The organism is Frigoribacterium faeni, from assembly GCF_011761235.1.
In the GTDB taxonomy this organism is placed as follows: domain Bacteria; phylum Actinomycetota; class Actinomycetes; order Actinomycetales; family Microbacteriaceae; genus Frigoribacterium; species Frigoribacterium faeni_A.
The window spans coordinates 230,236-249,169 of sequence record NZ_JAAOYW010000003.1; the positions used below are offsets into that span (position 1 = coordinate 230,236).

The 18,934-nt window shown below is 72.1% G+C and carries 23 protein-coding genes and 2 tRNA genes; 13 read left to right on the top strand and 12 right to left on the bottom strand.

Going from position 1 to position 18,934, the window contains the following annotated elements:
- Positions 1 to 74: 74 nt before the first annotated feature.
- The 5 genes from FHR78_RS13175 to FHR78_RS13195 form a co-directional block, all read right to left on the bottom strand.
- A complete protein-coding gene (locus FHR78_RS13175; RefSeq protein WP_166760992.1) occupies positions 75 to 308 on the bottom strand; it encodes a hypothetical protein in 234 nt (77 codons plus the stop codon).
- Between the two features lie 334 nt (positions 309 to 642).
- A tRNA-His gene (locus FHR78_RS13180) sits at positions 643 to 715 on the bottom strand.
- A gap of 40 nt (positions 716 to 755) precedes the next feature.
- Positions 756 to 1,376 carry an oligoribonuclease gene (orn, locus tag FHR78_RS13185; RefSeq protein ID WP_166760993.1) on the bottom strand — a complete coding sequence of 207 codons (621 nt, stop codon included), beginning with the start codon at positions 1,374 to 1,376 and terminating at the stop codon, positions 756 to 758.
- 140 nt (positions 1,377 to 1,516) lie between these two features.
- Positions 1,517 to 2,722: an MFS transporter gene (locus FHR78_RS13190; RefSeq protein WP_347878229.1), complete on the bottom strand. Its 1,206-nt coding sequence runs from the start codon at positions 2,720 to 2,722 to the stop codon at positions 1,517 to 1,519.
- A 62-nt stretch (positions 2,723 to 2,784) separates the two neighbouring features.
- Entirely contained in the window at positions 2,785 to 3,222 is a 438-nt protein-coding gene (locus FHR78_RS13195) for a MarR family winged helix-turn-helix transcriptional regulator (RefSeq protein WP_166760995.1), read from the bottom strand.
- A gap of 107 nt (positions 3,223 to 3,329) precedes the next feature.
- Between FHR78_RS13195 and FHR78_RS13200 the strand changes: the two genes are divergently transcribed.
- From FHR78_RS13200 to FHR78_RS13210, 3 genes are all read left to right on the top strand, one after another.
- A complete protein-coding gene (locus tag FHR78_RS13200) occupies positions 3,330 to 3,626 on the top strand; it encodes an oligoribonuclease (protein ID WP_166760996.1) in 297 nt (98 codons plus the stop codon).
- Positions 3,627 to 3,693: 67 nt separating this feature from the next.
- Complete coding sequence (locus FHR78_RS13205; protein ID WP_166760997.1) at positions 3,694 to 3,954, top strand: thioredoxin family protein; 261 nt, start codon at positions 3,694 to 3,696, stop codon at positions 3,952 to 3,954.
- A gap of 46 nt (positions 3,955 to 4,000) precedes the next feature.
- Positions 4,001 to 4,073 (top strand) — tRNA-Arg (locus FHR78_RS13210).
- 1 nt (position 4,074) lies between these two features.
- Here the strand turns inward: FHR78_RS13210 and FHR78_RS13215 are convergent.
- The 3 genes from FHR78_RS13215 to FHR78_RS13225 all read right to left on the bottom strand — a co-directional run bounded on the left by FHR78_RS13215 (position 4,075) and on the right by FHR78_RS13225 (position 6,471).
- Positions 4,075 to 4,899, bottom strand: a complete 825-nt coding sequence (locus tag FHR78_RS13215; protein ID WP_166760998.1) for a hypothetical protein — start codon at positions 4,897 to 4,899, stop codon at positions 4,075 to 4,077.
- Positions 4,900 to 5,004: 105 nt separating this feature from the next.
- On the bottom strand, positions 5,005 to 5,310 hold the full coding sequence (locus FHR78_RS13220; protein WP_243862567.1) for a hypothetical protein: 306 nt from the start codon (positions 5,308 to 5,310) through the stop codon (positions 5,005 to 5,007).
- A gap of 141 nt (positions 5,311 to 5,451) precedes the next feature.
- Positions 5,452 to 6,471, bottom strand: a complete 1,020-nt coding sequence (locus tag FHR78_RS13225) for an aldo/keto reductase (protein ID WP_166760999.1) — start codon at positions 6,469 to 6,471, stop codon at positions 5,452 to 5,454.
- Between the two features lie 35 nt (positions 6,472 to 6,506).
- Here FHR78_RS13225 and msrA point away from each other — a divergent pair, with 35 nt between their 5' ends.
- The 6 genes from msrA (at position 6,507) to FHR78_RS13255 (ending at position 10,872) form a co-directional block, all read left to right on the top strand.
- Entirely contained in the window at positions 6,507 to 7,034 is a 528-nt protein-coding gene (msrA, locus tag FHR78_RS13230) for a peptide-methionine (S)-S-oxide reductase MsrA (RefSeq protein ID WP_166761000.1), read from the top strand.
- Between the two features lie 61 nt (positions 7,035 to 7,095).
- Positions 7,096 to 7,380: a hypothetical protein gene (locus tag FHR78_RS15270; protein WP_243862568.1), complete on the top strand. Its 285-nt coding sequence runs from the start codon at positions 7,096 to 7,098 to the stop codon at positions 7,378 to 7,380.
- Between the two features lie 96 nt (positions 7,381 to 7,476).
- Complete coding sequence (locus tag FHR78_RS14905) at positions 7,477 to 8,082, top strand: single-stranded DNA-binding protein (protein ID WP_208393214.1); 606 nt, start codon at positions 7,477 to 7,479, stop codon at positions 8,080 to 8,082.
- 99 nt (positions 8,083 to 8,181) lie between these two features.
- Positions 8,182 to 8,643 carry a DUF6993 domain-containing protein gene (locus tag FHR78_RS13245; protein WP_166761001.1) on the top strand — a complete coding sequence of 154 codons (462 nt, stop codon included), beginning with the start codon at positions 8,182 to 8,184 and terminating at the stop codon, positions 8,641 to 8,643.
- Between the two features lie 68 nt (positions 8,644 to 8,711).
- Positions 8,712 to 10,397, top strand: coding sequence for an energy-dependent translational throttle protein EttA (gene ettA / locus FHR78_RS13250; RefSeq protein ID WP_166761002.1), 1,686 nt, complete (start codon positions 8,712 to 8,714; stop codon positions 10,395 to 10,397).
- Between the two features lies 1 nt (position 10,398).
- Positions 10,399 to 10,872, top strand: coding sequence for an acyl-CoA thioesterase (locus FHR78_RS13255; protein ID WP_166761003.1), 474 nt, complete (start codon positions 10,399 to 10,401; stop codon positions 10,870 to 10,872).
- Between the two features lie 48 nt (positions 10,873 to 10,920).
- On the opposite strand, the gene FHR78_RS13260 is transcribed toward FHR78_RS13255, so the two are convergent.
- Positions 10,921 to 11,793: an acyl-CoA thioesterase gene (locus tag FHR78_RS13260; protein WP_166761004.1), complete on the bottom strand. Its 873-nt coding sequence runs from the start codon at positions 11,791 to 11,793 to the stop codon at positions 10,921 to 10,923.
- Between the two features lie 21 nt (positions 11,794 to 11,814).
- On the opposite strand from FHR78_RS13260, the gene FHR78_RS13265 reads away from it, so the two are divergent.
- Positions 11,815 to 12,480 carry a hypothetical protein gene (locus FHR78_RS13265; RefSeq protein ID WP_166761005.1) on the top strand — a complete coding sequence of 222 codons (666 nt, stop codon included), beginning with the start codon at positions 11,815 to 11,817 and terminating at the stop codon, positions 12,478 to 12,480.
- Here the strand turns inward: FHR78_RS13265 and FHR78_RS13270 are convergent.
- From FHR78_RS13270 to pepN, 3 genes are all read right to left on the bottom strand, one after another.
- Complete coding sequence (locus FHR78_RS13270) at positions 12,461 to 12,868, bottom strand: globin (protein ID WP_166761183.1); 408 nt, start codon at positions 12,866 to 12,868, stop codon at positions 12,461 to 12,463. The two genes, FHR78_RS13265 and FHR78_RS13270, sit on opposite strands and share 20 nt — an antisense overlap.
- 53 nt (positions 12,869 to 12,921) lie before the next feature.
- Complete coding sequence (locus FHR78_RS13275; protein WP_243862569.1) at positions 12,922 to 13,926, bottom strand: mechanosensitive ion channel family protein; 1,005 nt, start codon at positions 13,924 to 13,926, stop codon at positions 12,922 to 12,924.
- A gap of 126 nt (positions 13,927 to 14,052) precedes the next feature.
- Positions 14,053 to 16,593 carry an aminopeptidase N gene (pepN, locus tag FHR78_RS13280; protein WP_166761006.1) on the bottom strand — a complete coding sequence of 847 codons (2,541 nt, stop codon included), beginning with the start codon at positions 16,591 to 16,593 and terminating at the stop codon, positions 14,053 to 14,055.
- Positions 16,594 to 16,686: 93 nt separating this feature from the next.
- On the opposite strand from pepN, the gene FHR78_RS13285 reads away from it, so the two are divergent.
- From FHR78_RS13285 to FHR78_RS13295, 3 genes are all read left to right on the top strand, one after another.
- Positions 16,687 to 17,313: a DsbA family protein gene (locus FHR78_RS13285; RefSeq protein WP_166761007.1), complete on the top strand. Its 627-nt coding sequence runs from the start codon at positions 16,687 to 16,689 to the stop codon at positions 17,311 to 17,313.
- A gap of 21 nt (positions 17,314 to 17,334) precedes the next feature.
- Positions 17,335 to 17,820 carry a ribose-5-phosphate isomerase gene (locus FHR78_RS13290; RefSeq protein WP_166761008.1) on the top strand — a complete coding sequence of 162 codons (486 nt, stop codon included), beginning with the start codon at positions 17,335 to 17,337 and terminating at the stop codon, positions 17,818 to 17,820.
- A 95-nt stretch (positions 17,821 to 17,915) separates the two neighbouring features.
- The gene (locus tag FHR78_RS13295; RefSeq protein WP_166761009.1) at positions 17,916 to 18,890 is read left to right on the top strand and encodes an Fpg/Nei family DNA glycosylase; all 975 of its coding nucleotides are present in this window, start codon (positions 17,916 to 17,918) and stop codon (positions 18,888 to 18,890) included.
- The last annotated feature ends 44 nt before the right edge of the window (positions 18,891 to 18,934 follow it).

Sequence of the window (18,934 nt, forward strand, 5' to 3'; positions counted from 1 at the left end):
GTCGTCCACGCCCCCAGCGTCGCACACCCCCTAGCAAACCTGCCCCCGCCCGCAGGGCGCGGCTCACCGGCGGGTCAGTGCCGTGCCCGCAGTCGACGGGCAGCCTGTCGGGCGCCTCGCCCTAGACCCCACACGATGAACATGGCGCCGAGGAGAGGGCTGATGACGGCGGCGCTCTCGATGCGACCCTCCCAGCCCCAGTAGCTGTAGGCGAGCAGGGCGAGGATCCCCACGACGATCAGCCCCACCCCGGCGAGCACGAGTCCCCACCAGGCCGTCAGCTTCTCTCCGCCCCCGTCGCCGCCCATGCCCCTGTCTACAGCTACAGCCCCCGCCGCCCCCTGTCCGCCCGCGCCCCCCTCGCGCAACGAGCGAAGCGACGTTGCGCCTCCGGACGAGCGAAGCGACCTTGCGCCTCCGGACGAGCGAAGCGACGTCCCTCGTGCAACGAGCGAAGCGACGTTGCGCCCCTCCGGACGAGCGGAGCGACGTCCTCGTGCAACGAGCGAAGCGACGTTGCGCCCCCACCGGTGCGCGTGGGTGACCACCTACGACGTCTTCGACGCGCTAGCGCGTCGAAGACAAGAAGGCGCGGAACCCGAAAAAGGCCCCGCCCCAAGCGGGGCAGGGCCTTTCCATTCGGGTGAGTAACGGGGCTTGAACCCGCGGCCTCCTAGACCACAACCAGGCGCTCTACCAGCTGAGCTATACCCACCATGCGCGGCCGCCGGAGCGATCGCAACGAGAAGACTCTACTACAGCCGAGGGGCCCATTCGTCCACGACGGCCTTGGAGATCGCCTGGACGTCTTCGGTGGTGGGGCCGGGGTCGGCGACGAAGCCGGCGCGGCGGTAGTACTCGAGCTCGCGGATGGACTCGAGGATGTCGGCGAGGGCGCGGTGGCCGCCGTTCTTCTGGGGGGCGTTGAAGTAGACGCGGGGGAACCAGCGGCGGGCGAGCTCTTTGATGGACGAGACGTCGACGCTGCGGTAGTGCAGGTGGCCGTCGACGCGGGGCATGTACTTGGCGAGGAACGCGCGGTCGGTGCCGATGGTGTTGCCGGCGAGCGGCGCGTGCTGCTCGGTGGGGACGTACCTGAGGATGTACTCGAGCACCTCGTACTCGGCCTCGGCGAGGCTGACGCCGTTCGGGATCTCGTCGATGAGGCCCGAGCTGGTGTGCATCTCGGTGACGAAGTCGCCCATGTTGTCGAGGGCGGACTGGTCGGGCTTGATGACGATGGTGAAGCCGGGGTGCACGGGCACGAGGTCGAAGTCGGTGACGACGACGGCCACCTCGACCAGCTCGTCGATCGCGATGTCGAGGCCCGTCATCTCGCAGTCGATCCACACCAGTCGGTCGTTCGTCGTAGCCATGCGGCAACTCTAGCCCGGGCCTCGGACAGTGCGGGGGCGGGGGAGCGCCGGGGCGGCGGACGGTGCGCACGACGCGGCCTGCGCCTCCTCGGCTCTGTCGGTCGAGGAGGCGCGGGCCGGGTCGGCGGGCGGGCTCGCGGCTACGAGACCTCGCCGGCCGAGATCGCCTCGGCCTCGACGCGTGGCGACTCGGGCCCGTCGTCGACGCGGCGCAGGGCGCGCCGCCCGGCGACGACGATGACGAGGCCGACCGCGACGCTCGCGGCGGCGAAGACGTAGGCCGCGCTCGGGGCGATGGTGTCGGCGAGCAGCGTCGCCACGGGCGGGGCGATGGCTCCGCCGATGAACCGCACGGCCGAGTACGCGCTGGAGGCGACGGAGCGGGGCAGGTCGGTGGCCTCCATCACGCTCTCGGTGAGCACGGTGTTCAGCACGCCGAGCACGAGGCCGCCGACGACGACGCAGGCGACGAGCGCGGCCGGCGTGCCGACGACGAGGGCCGCGGCGAGCAGGTCGAGGGCCAGCAGGGGGAGGGCGATCCGGAGCACCGTGGTGCGCTTCATCCGGGCGGTCAGCAGCGGCGCCACCCAGACGGAGGTGATCGCGAGGCCGACGCCCCAGCCGAAGAAGGTCAGGCCGATGCCCATGGCGCCGAAGCCGAGGGGGTACGGCGTGTAGGCCAGCAGCACGAAGAAGCCGATGTTGTAGAAGAAGGCCGTCGCGGCGAGGGTGCCGAGGGCCGGCACGGCCAGTGCGCGGAACGGGGCCGAGAGCCGGGTCGGGGCGGGCTTCTCGAGCGCCGACCCCTTGAGGAACACCGCGATCGCGATGAACGCGATCGCCATCAGCGCGGTGACGCCGAAGAACGGGCCTCGCCAGCTGACCGAGCCGAGCAGCCCGCCGATCAGCGGGCCGATCGCGATGCCGAGGCCGAGCGCGGCCTCGTACAGGATGATCGCGGAGGCGGTGCCCCCGGCCGCGGCCCCGACGATCGTCGCGAGGGCGGTCGAGATGAAGAGGGCGTTGCCGAGGCCCCAGCCGGCTCGGAAGCCGATGATCTCCCACACGTCGCCGCTCGTCGCGGCGAGCAGGGCGAAGACGACGATCAGGGCGAGGCCGATCATCAGGGTCTTCTTCGCGCCGAGCCGGCTCGAGACCCAGCTCGTGAAGAACATCGCCACGCCCGTGACGGCGAGGTAGCTCGTGAAGAGCAGCTCGGTCTGCGTCGGGGTCGCCTTCAGCGACTCGGCGATGGCGGGCAGGATCGGGTCGACGAGGCCGATGCCCATGAAGGCGACGACGCAGGCGAAGGCGATCGCCCAGACGGCGGTCGGCTGCTTCAGGATGCTCTGCTTGCCTGGGCCCGTCGAGGCATCGTGGCCGTCGACGGCGCTGCCGTGCCCGGCGCTCACGCGGACACCGCCTCGGTCGAGACGCGGGTGGCGAGCAGCTGGGCCGCGTGGTCGAGCACGCGCCACTCGTCGTCGTCGAGGTCGTCGAAGAGGTGGCCCAGGGCGGTCGCGAGCTGGCCCTTCCACTCGGCCAGCGCCTCCGTGCCCTTCGGGGTGATGGCGATGAGCCAGGCGCGAGAGTCGTCGACGTCGGCGATGCGGCGGACGAGCTCGTCGTCGGCGAGGCCGTGGATGAGCTTGGTCATGGTGGGCTGGCTGACCCGGCTCGTGCGGGCGAGGTCGCCCACGCGCATCGAGCCGTCGGTCGTGAGGATCGAGAGCGTGCGCCAGACGGCGGGCGAGGTCGTGCGGCCGGTCTCCTGCGCGGCGATGCGCGTCAGGCGATGGGTCGACGTCAGGAGGGTCTCCAGGATGTCGGTCGGCTGTGAAGTCATCCGGCAAGTGTATAGCCAACCTATATAGCTTGGCAATGTGGTCGGGCTGGCCCGGGTGCGGCCGCCGAGCTGGACGCGCGGTGCGTGCCTCCTGGTAGACAAGTCGCATGACTGACAACGAGCCCACCGTGGCCGAGGGATCCGAGTACGTCGTCTTCTTCGAGGGCGGCCCCAGCGACGGGCGCACCGACACGCGGGTGAGCACCAACGGCTCCTACGACGAGGAGATCGTCGACTACGTCCTCGTCGAGGGCATCGAGACCGGCTTCGTCTACAAGGCCCGCGAGGCCAAGATGAACGCCGACCAGCTCCAGGTGCACTACGAGCTCGACGTGAAGGACAGCGACCCCGTCGACGACCTCGAGAACCGCGGCGACCGCACCGACCAGGCCGGCTCCATCTGAGCTCGGTCCGAGACGACACGAGGAGGCGCGGGGGAATCATCCCCCGCGCATCCTCGTTGTGCCGCTCATGAAACTCGAGCTGTACACGTCCGCCTTCTGCGCCCCCTGCCACGCGGCCCGCGCCGTCGTGGCCGAGGCCCAGGCGCTGGTGCCCGCCCTCGTGGTGGACGAGGCCGACGTCGCCGCCCGCGCCGACCAGGCCGAGGCACGCGGCATCACGAGCACGCCGACGATGATCGTGCTGGGCGACGACGGCGTCGAGGTGTTCCGCGCCGCCGGGGCACCACGGCTCGACCAGGTGCTCAGCGCCCTTGCGCTCGCCGTCTGAGCGCCTCGCCGGAGCGGCGGGGCCCACGCGCTATCGTGGGGGGCACGCCCTCGTAGCTCAGCGGATAGAGCAGGAGCCTTCTAATCTCTTGGTCGCAGGTTCGATTCCTGCCGAGGGCACCTACGCCTCGGGCGAGGTGCGCCGACGGACGTCCTGCGCGCTGACCTGCTGGCCGTACGACGTCGTGTCGGGATCGACGTCCGAGTCGTCGTCCGCCGCGGGGGCGGCCACCGACACCCTCTGTGTCGGCACGGGCTCCTCGCGCACCGGGGCCGGCTGCTCGACCGGGCGCTGCTCCGTCGTCGACGGTGCCCGCCACTGGTCGTGGGCAGAGGCCCCGGCGGCAGGGGCGGCCGGAGGCGACGCCGGGCGCGACTCGCGCGACCGCGCCGCGGCCTGCTCGGCGTCCCACGCTCGCTGGCGGGCGTCGAGGCCCTTGTCGACCTCCGCCTCCTCGTAGCTCCAGCGCTCGAGGTCGGCCTTGAAGAGCTTCTTGGCGCGGCTGGGACGCTCTTGCCACTCGACCAGCCGGTCGCGCAGGTCGTCGAGCGCCTGGCCGGACTGGTAGCTGAAGCTCGCCGAGTTGCGCTTCAGGTCGTCCATCTCGTGCTGGGCCCAGCTGGCGGCCGTGCCGGAGCCCGAGACGGGCAGCAGCCTCAGCCGCACCTCGCTCTCGTGCGCGAGGTGGTCGGCGTAGGCGCGCTCCTCCGGGCCGAGCGAGCTCCAGATCGCGGCCTTGCGCGCGGCCGAGACGAGGCCCGCGATCGCGGCCGCCTTGGCCTCGTCGTCGTGCACGGCGACGACACGGCGCATGGCGGACCGACCGATCAGGGCCGCCACGACGCCCGCGACGACGATGGCGACGAACGGCACCACCGCCCCCGAGAGGACACGCCATCCGGCCTCCGACGAGGCCCACTCCACGAAGCTGTTCCACCACTGCATGCGGCGAACTCTACAGCTGAGGTCGAAGGTCGATCGGGCACCTCGGGCGCGTGCCGCGGTGCGTGTCGCGCCGGGACGGAGCCGACCGCCCCGGCGCGTCGGGGCTCACGCGAAGCGGAAGCAGTCGGTGGCGTCGGACCGGCTCCAGAACTCGCCGATCTCGACGAAGCGGCGCTGACGGGCCACGAAGCGCTTGGCGCGCCAGCGCTCGCCGAGGGGGTCGTCGAGCCGCTCGACGTAGCCGAGCACCTCGCCGCCGGCGCGCGTGACGCGGGCGAGGTCGTCGCGCACCTGGACGAGGCGCAGGCCGCCCCGCACCTCGGCGAGGGGCTCGGGGACGGGCGCCGCCGTGCGGGGCACGAGGGAGTCGTGGTCGACGGTGCGGGTGGTCGTGGTGCTCGTGAGGGTCACGCGGTGCTCCTGATGGTCATCCGGCCGATGCTGTCGAGGACGAGCCCGACGTTACGGTCGACCACCGACATCGACGACGCAGCCCGCCCCCGGCGACGGGAGCGGGCTGCGAGGCGGAGCGTGCGGCGGTGAGCGGCGGGGTCAGCGCCCCGTGCCGTCGACCGCGAAGGGCTCGATGGCGGCGATCTCGTCGTCCGACAGCTCGGCGCCTTCCAGGGCGTCGAGGCTGTCGTCGAGCTGCGCGACCGACGAGGCGCCGATCAGGGCGCTCGTCACCGCGGGCTGGCGCAGCACCCAGGTGAGGGCGAGCTGTGCCAGGGACTGGCCCCGCGCCTCCGCGATCTCGTTCAGGCCGCGCACGCGCTCGAGGTAGGTCTCGCTGAGCGCGTCCTCGGTGAACCACCGGCCCTCGGCGGCCCGCGACCCGGCCGGCGCCTTGCCCGAGAGGTAGCGGTTCGTCAGCAGGCCGCCGGCGAGCGGCGAGAACACGATCGAGCCGACCCCCGCCTCCAGCAGGGTGTCGAAGAGCCCCTGCTCGGGCGCGCGGTCGAACATGTTGTAGCGCGGCTGGTGGATCAGCAGCGGCACCCCCTCGTCGGCCAGGGCGTCGATCGCGGCCCGCGTCTGCTCGGGCCCGTAGTTCGAGATGCCCGCGTAGAGCGCCTTGCCCTGGTGCACGGCCGTCGCGAGGGCGCCCATGGTCTCGTCGATCGGCGTCTCGGGATCGGGCCGGTGCGAGTAGAAGACGTCGACGTGGTCGAGGCCCATCCGGCCGAGGCTCGCCTCGAGCGAGCTGAGCAGGTACTTGCGCGAGCCGCCGTCGCCGTAGGGCCCCGGGCGCATGTCGTAGCCCGCCTTCGACGAGATGACCAGCTCGTCGCGGTAGGGCACCAGGTTCGCCGCGACGATGCGGCCGAACTGCTCCTCTGCCGAGCCGTAGGGCGGGCCGTAGTTGTTGGCGAGGTCGAAGTGGGTCACGCCGCGGTCGAAGGCGCGCAGCACGATGTCGCGCTGCGTCTCGAGGGCGCGGTCGGTGCCGAAGTTGTTCCACAGGCCGAGCGAGATGCGCGGCAGTTTGAGCCCGCTGCGGCCGGTGCGGACGTAGTCCAGCTTCGAGTACCGCTCGTCGTCGGCGACGTAGGGGGTGAAGGGTGATCTCATGTCGTCAGCCTAGGGCGAGGAGTACCGTCGCCGACATGACCACGTTCGTCCTCGCCGGCGGCTGCTTCTGGTGCCTCGACGCCGTCTACCGCACCCTCGAGGGGGTCTCGGCGGTCGTCTCCGGCTACACCGGCGGCCGCACGGCCGAGCCCACGTACGACGACGTCTGCTCGGGCACGACCGGCCACGCCGAGGCGGTGGCGGTGACCTTCGATCCCGAGGTGATCCCCGCCGACGTCGTGCTCGACGTCTTCTTCACGCTGCACGACCCGCGCCAGCTCGACCGCCAGGGGGCCGACGTCGGCACGCAGTACCGGTCGGCGATGTTCGCGGCCGACGACGAGCAGGCGGCGCTCTTCGCGGCGGCCCGCGACCGGGCGGGCGAGACGTGGGGCGGGGGCGTCGTCACCACGATCGAGCCCCTGGGCGCCTGGACCGAGGCCGAGCCCGAGCACCAGGACTTCTTCGCGAAGAACCCCGGCCAGGGCTATTGCACGGCCGTTGCCGTGCCGAAGGTGACCAAGGTCCGCAAGGCCTTCGCGAGGTGGGTGCTCGCGAGTTGACGTGCCCGCGCAGCCGCGCGGAGCCGATGCAGATGACCTGCCGAGAGAAGGGTGCTCGACGATGAGCGACCAGACCAGCACGACCAGCACGACCAGCGTCCCGAGCACGACCGGCGCCTCCGGCGCGACCGGCGCCGGCGGGCGGCCGTCCGCCGACCAGACCTGGGTCGCCGTCGGCCCCGCGGGCACCGTGGGCTCGATCGGGCGCACCTCCGACGGCTTCGTCGTGCGCCTCGCCGGCCGGGACGAGCCGGGGGGCGAGTACCCGAGCCTGGCCGTGGCGAAGAGCGCCCTGTTCGCCGCCCTCGGCCCGGGGGCCGACTACCCGGAGTTCCACGAGCACTGACCCTCGTCCCTCCCCGACGCGTCCGGGCGGGGCCGTCCTCCACAAGGAGGCGCGGTGCCCGCCCGCGGACCGGCGCGGCCTGGCGAGACTCGCGGCATGACAGACACCATCACCCTCACCGGGATCATCGCCACCGACCCTCGGGTCGTCACCACCGAGGCCGGCCTCGACATCGCGAGCTTCCGCCTCGCCTCCACCCACCGCCGCTTCGACCGGGCCGCGAACGAGTGGGTCGACGGCGACACGAACTGGTACACCGTGACCGCGTTCCGGGCCCTCGGGGCCAACGCCGGGCAGAGCCTGCACAAGGGCGAGCGCGTCGTGGTGCTCGGCCGCCTCCGGGTCCGCGCGTGGGAGGCCGGCGACCGGTCGGGCACCACCGTCGAGGTCGACGCCGACGCGATCGGGCACGACCTCCGCTGGGGCCGGTCGGCGTTCACGCGGTCGACCGCGACGGCCGCCGCCCCGGCGGCGGGCTCCGAGCCGGGCGCAGGAGGCGCGGCGGGCGGCTCGACGGACGGTCCTGCCCCCGGGCCGGACACGGCCGCGCCGGTCGTCCCCGGGGCGCTCGCCGGCGGCGAGGGCGGCTGGGCGGCCGACGTCGGTCCCGCCCCCGACGAGCACCTCGCCCCGGCGGCCGCGTCCGTCGGCGACGACGGCGCGGCCGACCCCGTGGCGCGCGTCGGCGACCCGCCGTTCTGACCGCGGCCGGTCCCGCCGCCCGCTCGCGAGGGCGTCGTCCGGTCAGGGCCGTAGGATCGTGACGGCCCCGACCGGGCCCCTCCGAGGAAGGCAGCCCGCGTGACCCGTCTCCCACTCGTCGCCCTGCGCACGGGCGTCGTCGTGCTCGCCGTGGCCGCGCTCGCGGGCTGCACCTCGGGCGAGACCGCGCCGAGCCCCACGCGGACGACCGACGGCGCGACCCCCGCGCCCGAGCCGACCTTGTCGGCCGACTCGACGACCGACGAGGCCAAGGCGTACTTCGACACCACCGTCACGCGGCACCTCGACGGCGGCGGCGCCGCCGACGGGCGCAGCGTGGTCGACGCGCTCGTCGCCGCCGGCTTCGACAAGGCGGCGATGCAGGTGACGCCCGACGCGACCTCGATCGGGCGCGCGGCCGACACGGTGCAGTTCTCGGTGCTCTGGGGCAGCGACTGCCTCGTCGGCCAGACGGGGGCGACGGGCTTCGCGAGCGAGGTCGCGCCCGTGCTGGGCACGGGCGCCTGCCTCGTGGGCACGACCCGCGCCATCGACTGGTGACCGGGACCGTCGACCGGTGACCCGTCCCCGCCCGGTGGCGGGCGGCCCCCACCGATAGACTGGTGGGCATGGCCGAATACATCTACTCCATGGTCCGTGCCCGCAAGGCGGTCGGCGACAAGCTGATCCTCGACGACGTGACCATGTCGTTCATCCCCGGCGCCAAGATCGGCGTCGTCGGCCCCAACGGAGCCGGCAAGTCCACGATCCTCAAGATCATGGCCGGGCTCGACACCCCCAGCAACGGCGAGGCCAAGCTCTCGCCCGGCTACACCGTCGGCATCCTCATGCAGGAGCCGGAGCTCGACGAGACCAAGACCGTCCTCGAGAACGTCCAGGAGGGCGTCGGCCCGATCAAGCAGAAGCTCGACCGCTTCAACGAGGTCTCCGCGGCCATGGGCGAGCCCGACGCCGACTTCGACGCGCTGCTCGCCGAGATGGGCACCCTGCAGGAGGAGATCGACGCGGCCGACGCGTGGGATCTCGACTCCCAGCTCGAGCAGGCCATGTCCGCGCTCCGCACGCCCCCGGGCGACGCCGAGGTCGCGAACCTGTCCGGCGGCGAGAAGCGTCGCGTGGCGCTCTGCAAGCTGCTGCTGCAGAAGCCCGACCTGCTGCTGCTCGACGAGCCCACCAACCACCTCGACGCCGAGAGCGTGCTCTGGCTCGAGCAGCACCTGAGCAAGTACCCCGGCGCCGTGCTCGCCGTGACCCACGACCGGTACTTCCTCGACCACGTCGCCGAGTGGATCGCCGAGGTCGACCGCGGCCGCCTCTACCCCTACGAGGGCAACTACTCGACCTACCTGCAGAAGAAGGGCGAGCGCCTCCAGGTGCAGGGCAAGAAGGACGCCAAGCTCGCGAAGCGCCTCGCCTCCGAGCTCGAGTGGGTCCGCAGCAACGCGAAGGGCCGCCAGGCCAAGTCCAAGGCCCGTCTCGCCCGCTACGAAGAGATGGCGACCGAGGCCGAGCGCACGAGGGTCCTCGACTTCGAGGAGATCGTGATCCCCGTGGGGCCGCGCCTCGGCTCGCAGGTGATCGACGCGAACAAGCTGCACAAGCAGTTCGGCGAGCGCGTGCTCATCGACGACCTCACCTTCACGCTGCCCCGCAACGGCATCGTCGGGGTCATCGGCCCGAACGGCGTCGGCAAGACGACCCTGTTCAAGACCATCGTCGGCCTCGAGCCGCTCGACGGCGGCGACCTGCGCGTCGGCGAGACCGTCGACATCTCGTACGTCGACCAGAGCCGCGGCGGCATCGACCCGAACAAGAACCTGTGGGAGGTCGTCTCCGAGGGGCACGACTACATCCAGGTCGGCAAGACCGAGATCCCCTCGCGGGCCTACGTCTCGCAGTTCGGCTTCAAGGGCCCCGACCAGCAGAAGAAGGCCGGCGTGCTCTCCGGCGGTGAGCGCAACCGCCTCAACCTGGCGCTGACGCTCAAGCAGGGCGGCAACCTGCTGCTGCTCGACGAGCCCACCAACGACCTCGACGTCGAGACCCTGGGCAGCCTCGAGAACGCGCTGCTCGAGTTCCCCGGCTGCGCCGTGGTCATCACCCACGACCGGTGGTTCCTCGACCGCATCGCGACGCACATCCTCGCGTGGGAGGGCCTGAACGACGACGGCACCCCCAACTGGTACTGGTTCGAGGGCAACTTCGAGTCGTACGAAGAGAACAAGATCGAGCGCCTGGGCGCCGACGCGGCGAAGCCGAGCTCGGCCACCTACCGCAAGCTGACGCGCGACTGACATGACCCGCCTGCACGTGCCGACCCGCGTCCGCTGGAGCGACCTGGACGCCTACCGGCACGTGAACAACGCGTCGATGCTGCGCCTCCTCGAGGAGGCGCGCATCGACGCGTTCTGGGTCTCCGACGGCACGGTCGGCGAGACCTCGGGCGCGGCCGTGCTCGACGGCCGCCCCGACGCCGCGACGATGACGCTCATCGCCCGGCAGGAGCTCGAGTACCTCGTGCCCGTGCCCTACCTGCGGGCGCCCCTCGACGTGCAGATCTGGATCGGCCGTCTCGGCGGCGCGAGCCTCGAGGTCTGCTACGAGGTCTGGTCGCCGGCCGGGGTCGAGCCGGCGGTGCTCTACACGAAGGCGTCGACGTCGATCGTGCTGGTCGACACGGCGTCGGGAGCGCCGCGGCGCATCACCGACGCCGAGCGCGCGGCCTGGACGCCGTTCGTCGACGAGCCGCTGGCCTTCCGCAGGCGCTGACCTCGCGGTCGCGCCGTCTGCCCGTCGCTGCGCCCCGGGCGGGACGGGTCAGCGACGGGGCACCCGCACCATGCCCTCCTGGGCGACGCTCGCGACGAGGGTGCCCGAGCGGTCGTAGATGCGGCCCAGCGAGAGCCCCCGGCCGCCGACGGCCGTGGGCGACTCCTGCACGTAGAGCAGCCACTCGTCGACGCGGGCGGGCCGGTGCCACCACATCGCGTGGTCGAGGCTCGCAGCCTTGAGGCCGGGCGTCACGAGCGGGACGCCGTGCCGGCGGTAGATGGGCTCGAGCAGCGAGTAGTCGCTGGCGTAGAGCAAGGAGGCGCGGTGCAGGTCGGGGTCGTCGGGCAGGCTCCCCGTCGCCCGCAGCCACACGGCCTGGTGCTCGACGTGCTCGCCCTCGACGCTGAAGTACACGGGCGAGGGCACGTGGCGCATGTCGAAGGCCCGGTCGGTCGCCCACGCCTGCGCGATCGGGTGGTCGACGGCGCCGAGCAGCTCGGCGTCGCTCGGCACGTCGTCGGGCTCGGGCAGGCCCTCGGGCATCGCGACCTGGTGGTCGAGACCCTCGTCGGGGGTCTGGAACGAGGCGATCATCGAGAAGATCGGCACGCCGTCCTGCGAGGCCTGGGTGCGCCGGGTGGCGAACGACCGGCCGTCGTGGATGCGGTCGACGGTGAACGTGATGGGCACGGCGAGGTCGCCGGGACGCAGGAAGTACCCGTGCAGCGAGTGGACCGGGCGGTCGCCGACGATGGTGCGCTGGGCGGCGACGAGCGCCTGCGCCATGACCTGCCCGCCGAAGACCCGGCCGAGCGGCTCGGGCTGCGACGTGCCGGTGAAGACGTCCTGGCCGCCGACGATGCCGGCGGGCGCGAGGTCGAGGGTGGCGAGCAGGCTCTGCAGGGGTTCGGCGCTCATCCGATGTAGTTTAGGGGGCCGATGAGCCACGCATTCGCCCTCCCCGATTCCCTGTCCCTCAGCGACCTCGCGACGTTCCTCGGCCGCGCCGGGCGCGTCGAGGACGGCTCCGTGCGCCTGGTCGCCGGCTCCGGCGTCCTCGCCGTCTACGCCGCCGTCTTCTACCCGCTCGGGCTGCTCGACTCGAGCCCGACGGTGCTCGGGCTGCGCACCTTCCAGCTCGACGACGCCCCCGAGTTCGACGCCGTCGTGCCCGTGCGCTCGCTCAAGGAGCGGCTGGTCCGGCTGCAGAACGAGGTCGTCGACCCGACGGCCGGCGTGAGCGTCACCTTGCCGATCGAGGTCGCGACCGTCACCTGGGCCGCCATCTCGCCGCCGCGCGGCGGCTGGGCGCCGACCGGCGGCGCCGACGCGGCCGCGCTGGAGGCCGCCGCGAAGGCCGGCATCGACGAGATCGCCGGCGCCCTGCCCGAGAACACGGGCGAGCAGATCGTGCACCGCGTGCGCTCAGAGGTGTGGTCCCGTCCCGTGCCCGGCGTCGAGACCGTGCCGGCCGGCGCCGCGTTCGCGGCCCTCAGCCTCGGGTTCCTCGGCGACGGCGAGCAGGTCTCGCTCTACGAGACCGGGGCGTGGACCCGGCTGACGACCAGCCGAGGCCACGTGCTCGTCAAGCGCCGGGGGCGTTGACCATGGCGTGGGCCGCCCGCTCGAGGTAGTCCCACAGCGTCGCGTCGTGCAGGGGCGACAGCTCGAGGTCGTCGACCGCGGCGCGCATGTGCAGCAGCCAGCGGTCGCGCGCCTCCGGCGTGACGGTGAACGGCATGTGCCGCATCCGCAGGCGCGGGTGCCCGCGCTCGTCGCTGTAGGCGGTCGGCCCGCCCCAGTACTGCTCGAGGAACCCCGTGAGGCGCTGGATCGCGCCCTCGAGGTCGTTCTCCGGGTACATCGGCCAGAGGACGTCGTCGGTGCGGACGCCCTCGTAGAACCGGCGCACCAGCCGCTCGAAGGTGGGACGCCCGCCGATCTGCCGCCAGAACGTGTCGGGGGCGTCGCCGCGGCCGGGGCCGCCGCGCAGCGTGATCGGCTGCGGGACGCCGCCGCCGGGACGGGGTGTCAGGGGGATGTCGGTCACGAGCGCTTGCCCTTCGGGGGTCGGACGTGCGGGGTGGGCACGGTCTGGGGTGGGCGGGCGCCCTGCACCGACGAGGCGCCGTCGAAGCCGGTGAGCACGACGCTGCTGAGCGAGGGGAGCGTGATGCCGAGCTCGTCGGTGGCCTTCTTGAGGCGGGACCGCAGCTCACGGTCGACGTTGTCGCGCTCGGACGACCGGGTCTTGGCCACGATGCGGATCACCACGTGCTCGTCGACGACGGACTGCAGCCCCCAGACCTCGGGTCGGTCGATCATCGCCCGGCCCCACTTGGGCGTCGCCGCCATGGTGGTCGCCGCCTGCAGCAGGGCGTGCTGCACCTCGTCGACGTCGGTCGTCGAGGGCACGGCGAGGTCGATCACGACCCGAGACCAGCCCTGGGACATGTTGCCGACGCGGAGGATCTCGCCGTTGCGGACGAACCAGAGCACGCCGTTGACGTCGCGGATCTGCGTGACCCGGATGCCCACGGCCTCGACGACGCCCGTCGCGGGGCCCACGTCGACGACGTCGCCGACGCCGAGCTGGTCCTCGGCGACCATGAAGATGCCGTTCAGCAGGTCCTTCACGATGTTCTGCGCGCCGAAGGCGAGGCCGGCGCCGACGACGCTGGCCGCGCCGACGATCGCCACGACGTCGAAGTCGAGCTCGCCGAGCACGAGCACGAGGGCGACGGCCGAGATGACGACCGTGACGACGTTGTTGAGCACGCTGCCGAGGGTGCGGGTGCGCTGGACGACGCGGACCGCCTGTAGTGGAGAGGCGACGAGGGCCTGGGTGTCGTCGACGTTCTGCTTGCGCTTGATGCCGTTGACGACCTGGTCGACGACCCGACGGATGGCGAAGTGCAGGATCACCCGCAGCAGCACGGCCGCGAGCAGGATGATGCCGATGCGGATCGGGATGCCCCACATGGCCCAGAACGCGGCCCAGTCGAAGGCGATGGCAGGGTCCGGCGGAACGGCGGCGAGGTAGTCGATCATCCCGTCAAGCTTCGCACGACCCGCAGACGCTGACCGGGAGCCGCCTGGACGCACGGACGGCGGACCCTGTGACCAGGGCCCGCCGTCCGGGGGCGGAGCAGGGAGGCGCGGGGCGCCTCCTCGGGGCTACTTCGCGTCGACCGCCTGCACCCGCAGCGCCCGCTCGACGCCCGCGAGGCTCTCGATCACGATGCGGCGCAGGGCCGGCACGTCGGGGTTCGCGTCGAGCCAGGCGCGGGTCGCGTCGACCAGCTCCTGGTCGGCGAGCCCGGCCGGGTAGAGGCCCGAGACGAGGGTGTCGGCGATGTGGTAGCTGCGCGACTCCCAGATGCCGGTGAGCGAGCCGAAGTAGCGCTCGACGACGGGACGCAGCACGGCGGGGTCGTTCACGTGCTGGAACCCCATGGCGGTCGCGCGCACGATGGCGTTCGGCTGCTCGTCGCTGTCGACGACCGACGCGAAGGCGGCGAGCTTGCCCTCGGCGGTGGGGATCGCCGCCCGGGCACGGGCCGCGGCCTGGGCGCCGTTGGCGGTGTTGTCCGCCTCGAGGGCGGCGTCGATCTCGGCCTCGTCGGCGGCGCCGACGAGCACGAGGCCCTCGAGCAGCTCCCAGCGCAGGTCGGTGTCGACCTCGAGCCCGTCGAGCGCCAGCGAGCCGTCGTGCAGGGCACGGAGGGCGTCGGCGTGGGCCGGGGTCGAGGCGGCGGCGGCGAAGAACTTCACGAACTGGAACTGCGCGTCCGAGCCGGCCCGCGCCTCCTTCGCCAGCTCGAGGAGGCGGTCGCCGACCTCGGCGAGCACCTCGGCGCGGCGCTCGGGGGCGACGTAGCTGCGGGCGGTCTGCACCAGCTGCGTCAGCGTGGTGCGGATCGTCGTCGACTCGGTCTCGCTCGCGATGTTCGAGAGCACGAGGCGGACGTAGTCGGAGGGCGAGGTCTCGGCGTCGCGCGTGGCGTCCCAGACCGAGCCCCACACGATGGCCCGGGCCAGCGGGTCGGAGATCGCCGCGAGGTGCTCGATCGCCGTCGCGAGCGACTGCTCGTCGAGGCGGATCTTCGCGTAGGCGAGGTCGTCGTCGTTCGTGAGGACCAGGGCTCCGCGCCGGCGGCCGACGAGCTCGGGCACCTCGGTGCGCGGGCCGTCGACGTCGATCTCGACCTGGTGCGTGCGCACGAGGGCGTCGCCGTCGAGGTCGTAGAGGCCGACCGCGAGGCGGTGCGGGCGGATCGTCGGGTAGTCGGCGGGCGCCTCCTGCAGGATCGCGAACGAGGTGACGACGCCCTCGGCGTCGGTCTCGATCTCGGGACGCAGCGTGTTGACGCCGGCGGTCTCGAGCCACTTCTCGCTCCAGCTGGTGAGCTCTCGGCCCGAGGTGGCCTCGAGCTCGACGAGCAGATCGCGCAGCTCGGTGTTCGAGTGGTGGTGCTTCTGGAAGTACGCGGCGACGCCGGCGTAGAACGCGTCGATGCCGACCCAGGCGACGAGCTGCTTCAGCACCGAGCCGCCCTTGGCGTAGGTGATGCCGTCGAAGTTGACCTGGACGTCCTCGAGGTCGTTGATCGTCGCGACGACGGGGTGCGTCGAGGGCAGCTGGTCCTGGCGGTAGGCCCAGCTCTTCTCCATCGCCTGGAACGTCGTCCAGGCCTCGGTCCACTCGGTGGCCTCGGCGGTCGCGATCGTCGACGCCCACTCGGCGAACGACTCGTTGAGCCAGAGGTCGTTCCACCACTTCATGGTGACGAGGTCGCCGAACCACATGTGGGCCAGCTCGTGCAGGATCGTGACGACCCGGCGCTCCTTGATCGCGTCGGTGACCTTGCTGCGGAACACGTAGGTCTCGACGAACGTCACGGCGCCCGCGTTCTCCATGGCGCCGGCGTTGAACTCGGGCACGAAGAGCTGGTCGTACTTCTCGAAGGGGTACGCGTAGGCGAACTTCTCCTCGTAGTAGGCGAAGCCCTGGCGCGTCTTCTCGAAGATGTAGTCGGCGTCGAGGTACTCGGTGAGCGAGCGCCGCGTGAAGATGCCGAGGGGGATCGTGCGGCCGTCGGAGCTCGTGAGCTCGCTGCGCACGACATCGTACGGGCCGGCGATGATCGCGGTGATGTAGCTCGAGAGCACGGGCGTGGGCGCGAAGGTCCAGGTCGCGACCTCGCCGTCGACGGCCGGCTCGGGCGTCGTCTGGTTCGAGACGACCTGCCAGCGGGAGGGGGCGGTCACGGTGAACTGGAACGTCGCCTTGAGGTCGGGCTGCTCGAAGACCGCGAAGACGCGGCGGCTGTCGGGCACCTCGAACTGCGAGTACAGGTAGACCTCGCCGTCGACCGGGTCGACGAAGCGGTGCAGGCCCTCGCCCGTGTTGGTGTACTCGGCGTCGGCGACGACCTCGAGCACGTTCTCGGCCGCGAGGCCGTCGAGCTGGATGCGCACGCCGTCGTTCACGGCGGCGACGTCGAGGGCCGTGCCGTTCAATGTGGCCGAGTGCACGGTGCGCGTGAGCGCGTCGACGAAGGTCGAGGCGCCGGGCGTCGCGCTGAAGCGGATCGTCGTCGAGCTGCCGAAGACCTCGGCCCCGCGGGTCAGGTCGAGCTCGATCTCGTACGACTGCACGTCGACGACGCTCTTGCGCTCCTGCGCCTCGAGTCGGGTCAGGTTCTCTCCGGGCACGGTGCTCCATCCGTCGTGAGGTGTGGTGGGGGACTCGTGGTCCCCGGACGAGCCTAGACCGGTGCCCCGGTCGCCGGGGTGTTCACTGGGGGCATGACCGACACCGTCGCCCCCGCGCCCCACACCGCCGTCGACTTCTGGTTCGACCCCTCCTGCCCCTGGGCCTGGATGACCAGCCGCTGGGTCGACGAGGTCGCCCGCCACCGCGACCTCGACGTGACGTTCCACGTCATGAGCCTGGCCGTGCTGAACGAGCAGAACGACGTCAGCGACGACTACCGCGCGATGTTCGCCCGCATGCTCCGCTACACGCGCCTCGTCACCGCGGCGCAGGTGCTGCACGGCCAGCAGGTCGTGAAGCCGCTCTACGACGCGCTCGGCACGCGCATCCACCCGGGCGGCGAGACCGACGCCGACGTGGTCATCCCCGCAGCGCTCGCCGAGGTGGGCCTGCCCGCCGACTTCGCCGCCTGGGCCGACTCCGACGAGCACGACGAGCAGATGCGCGCCAGCCACTTCGACGGCATCGGCCGCGTCGGGCAGGACGTCGGCACGCCCGTCATCGCCGTGAACGGGACGGCCTTCTTCGGGCCCGTCATCTCGCCGGCGCCGAAGGGCGAGGTCGCGCTGACCCTGTGGGACGGCGTCGTCGCGGCCGCCTCCTACCCGGGCTTCTTCGAGATCAAGCGCACGCGCACGGTCGGTCCGGTCTTCGACTGAGCCGGTCCTAGGATCGTCACCATGCGCATCCACGTGGCGACCGATCACGCCGGTCTCGACTTCAGCAAGACCGTCGTCCGGCACCTGAGCGACGCCGGGCACGACGTGACCGACCACGGGCCGACGAGCTACGAGCCGCTCGACGACTACCCGTCGTTCTGCATCGCGGCGGCCCGGGCGGTCGTCCGCGACCAGCAGGCCGGCCACGAGGCCCTCGGCGTCGTCTTCGGGGGGTCGGGCAACGGCGAGCAGATCGCGGCGAACAAGGTCGTCGGCGTGCGCGCCGCCCTCGTCTGGAACGACTCGACCGCGAAGCTCGCCCGGCAGCACAACGACGCGAACGTGATCGCCATCGGCGCCCGCCAGCACACCGAGGCGGAGGCGCTGGCCTTCATCGACGCGTTCGTCGCCGAGCCGTTCAGCCACGACGAGCGCCACGTGCGCCGCATCGCCCAGGTCGGCGAGTACGAGACGACCGGCGAGATCGCCGGTCACGCGATCGACTGACGACGTAACGTCGAGGGCGGCGGGACCGGACGACGGTCCCGCCGCTCCGTCGTCCGGGCGCCGTGCCGGGTCGCGAGACCGAGAGAGGTGCCGCCGTGCCCGAGGGCCATTCCGTCCACCGCATCGCCAACCAGTTCGAGCAGACCTTCGTGGGACACCGCGTCGAGGTCAGCTCGCCGCAGGGTCGTTTCGCGGCCGGGGCCGAGAAGCTCGACGGCGCGACCATGGTCGACGCCAAGGCCGTCGGCAAGCAGATGTTCCTCGAGTTCGACAACGGCCTGTGGCTGCACGTCCACCTCGGCCTCTACGGGGCCTGGGACTTCGCCGGCGACATCGCGACGGGCCACTCGATGGCCGAGTCGCGCACGCGGCGAGCGGCCACGCGCAAGGCCGAGAACGCCCCCGACGACGACGGCGAGCACTCGATGGCGAGCATCGGGGCGCCGCGGCGCACCCGCGTGCGCATGGCCGAGCAGGAGAAGACCGAGGACGACATCGAGTCGTTCCCGCCCGAGCCCGTCGGCCAGGTGCGCGTGCGCCTGCTCTCGGACACGGCCGTGGGCGACCTGCGCGGCCCGACGAAGTGCGAGGTCCTCGACGCGGCAGGCGTCGACACGGCGATCGCGAAGCTCGGCCCCGACCCTCTCGTCGACTCGCCGAAGAAGGGCCGCGACCGCTTCGTCGCGACCGTGCGCAAGAAGCGCACCCCGATCGGCCTGCTGCTGATGGACCAGAGCGTGGTCAGCGGCATCGGCAACATCTACCGCGCCGAGCTGCTGTTCCGGGCACGCCTCGACCCGCACACCCCCGGCAACCAGGTGCCGGAGGACGTGCTCGAGGCGCTGTACAAGGACTGGACGAAGCTGCTGAAGAGCGGCGTCGAGCTCGGCCAGATGATGACCATGGACGGCCTCACGAAGGCCCAGCACGCGAAGGCGCTGCGCAGCCGGGCCGACCGGCACTGGGTCTACCACCGCGAGGGCCTGCCCTGCCGCGTGTGCGGCACGAACATCGTGATGGAGATGGCGGCGGGGCGGAAGCTCTACTGGTGCCCCGTCGACCAGGTCTGACCGCCGTCGACGCGGGCCGGCGGCCCGACCCGTGTTTCGAGCTC

Coding starts and splice junctions, on each gene's coding strand:
- FHR78_RS13175 (WP_166760992.1), bottom strand. CDS start 308: ATGGGCGGCGACGGGGGCGGAGAGAAGCTGACGGCCTGGTGGGGACTC.
- orn (WP_166760993.1), bottom strand. CDS start 1,376: ATGGCTACGACGAACGACCGACTGGTGTGGATCGACTGCGAGATGACG.
- FHR78_RS13195 (WP_166760995.1), bottom strand. CDS start 3,222: ATGACTTCACAGCCGACCGACATCCTGGAGACCCTCCTGACGTCGACC.
- FHR78_RS13200 (WP_166760996.1), top strand. CDS start 3,330: ATGACTGACAACGAGCCCACCGTGGCCGAGGGATCCGAGTACGTCGTC.
- FHR78_RS13205 (WP_166760997.1), top strand. CDS start 3,694: ATGAAACTCGAGCTGTACACGTCCGCCTTCTGCGCCCCCTGCCACGCG.
- FHR78_RS13215 (WP_166760998.1), bottom strand. CDS start 4,899: ATGCAGTGGTGGAACAGCTTCGTGGAGTGGGCCTCGTCGGAGGCCGGA.
- FHR78_RS13225 (WP_166760999.1), bottom strand. CDS start 6,471: ATGAGATCACCCTTCACCCCCTACGTCGCCGACGACGAGCGGTACTCG.
- msrA (WP_166761000.1), top strand. CDS start 6,507: ATGACCACGTTCGTCCTCGCCGGCGGCTGCTTCTGGTGCCTCGACGCC.
- FHR78_RS15270 (WP_243862568.1), top strand. CDS start 7,096: ATGAGCGACCAGACCAGCACGACCAGCACGACCAGCGTCCCGAGCACG.
- FHR78_RS14905 (WP_208393214.1), top strand. CDS start 7,477: ATGACAGACACCATCACCCTCACCGGGATCATCGCCACCGACCCTCGG.
- ettA (WP_166761002.1), top strand. CDS start 8,712: ATGGCCGAATACATCTACTCCATGGTCCGTGCCCGCAAGGCGGTCGGC.
- FHR78_RS13255 (WP_166761003.1), top strand. CDS start 10,399: ATGACCCGCCTGCACGTGCCGACCCGCGTCCGCTGGAGCGACCTGGAC.
- FHR78_RS13260 (WP_166761004.1), bottom strand. CDS start 11,793: ATGAGCGCCGAACCCCTGCAGAGCCTGCTCGCCACCCTCGACCTCGCG.
- FHR78_RS13265 (WP_166761005.1), top strand. CDS start 11,815: ATGAGCCACGCATTCGCCCTCCCCGATTCCCTGTCCCTCAGCGACCTC.
- FHR78_RS13275 (WP_243862569.1), bottom strand. CDS start 13,926: ATGATCGACTACCTCGCCGCCGTTCCGCCGGACCCTGCCATCGCCTTC.
- FHR78_RS13285 (WP_166761007.1), top strand. CDS start 16,687: ATGACCGACACCGTCGCCCCCGCGCCCCACACCGCCGTCGACTTCTGG.
- FHR78_RS13290 (WP_166761008.1), top strand. CDS start 17,335: ATGCGCATCCACGTGGCGACCGATCACGCCGGTCTCGACTTCAGCAAG.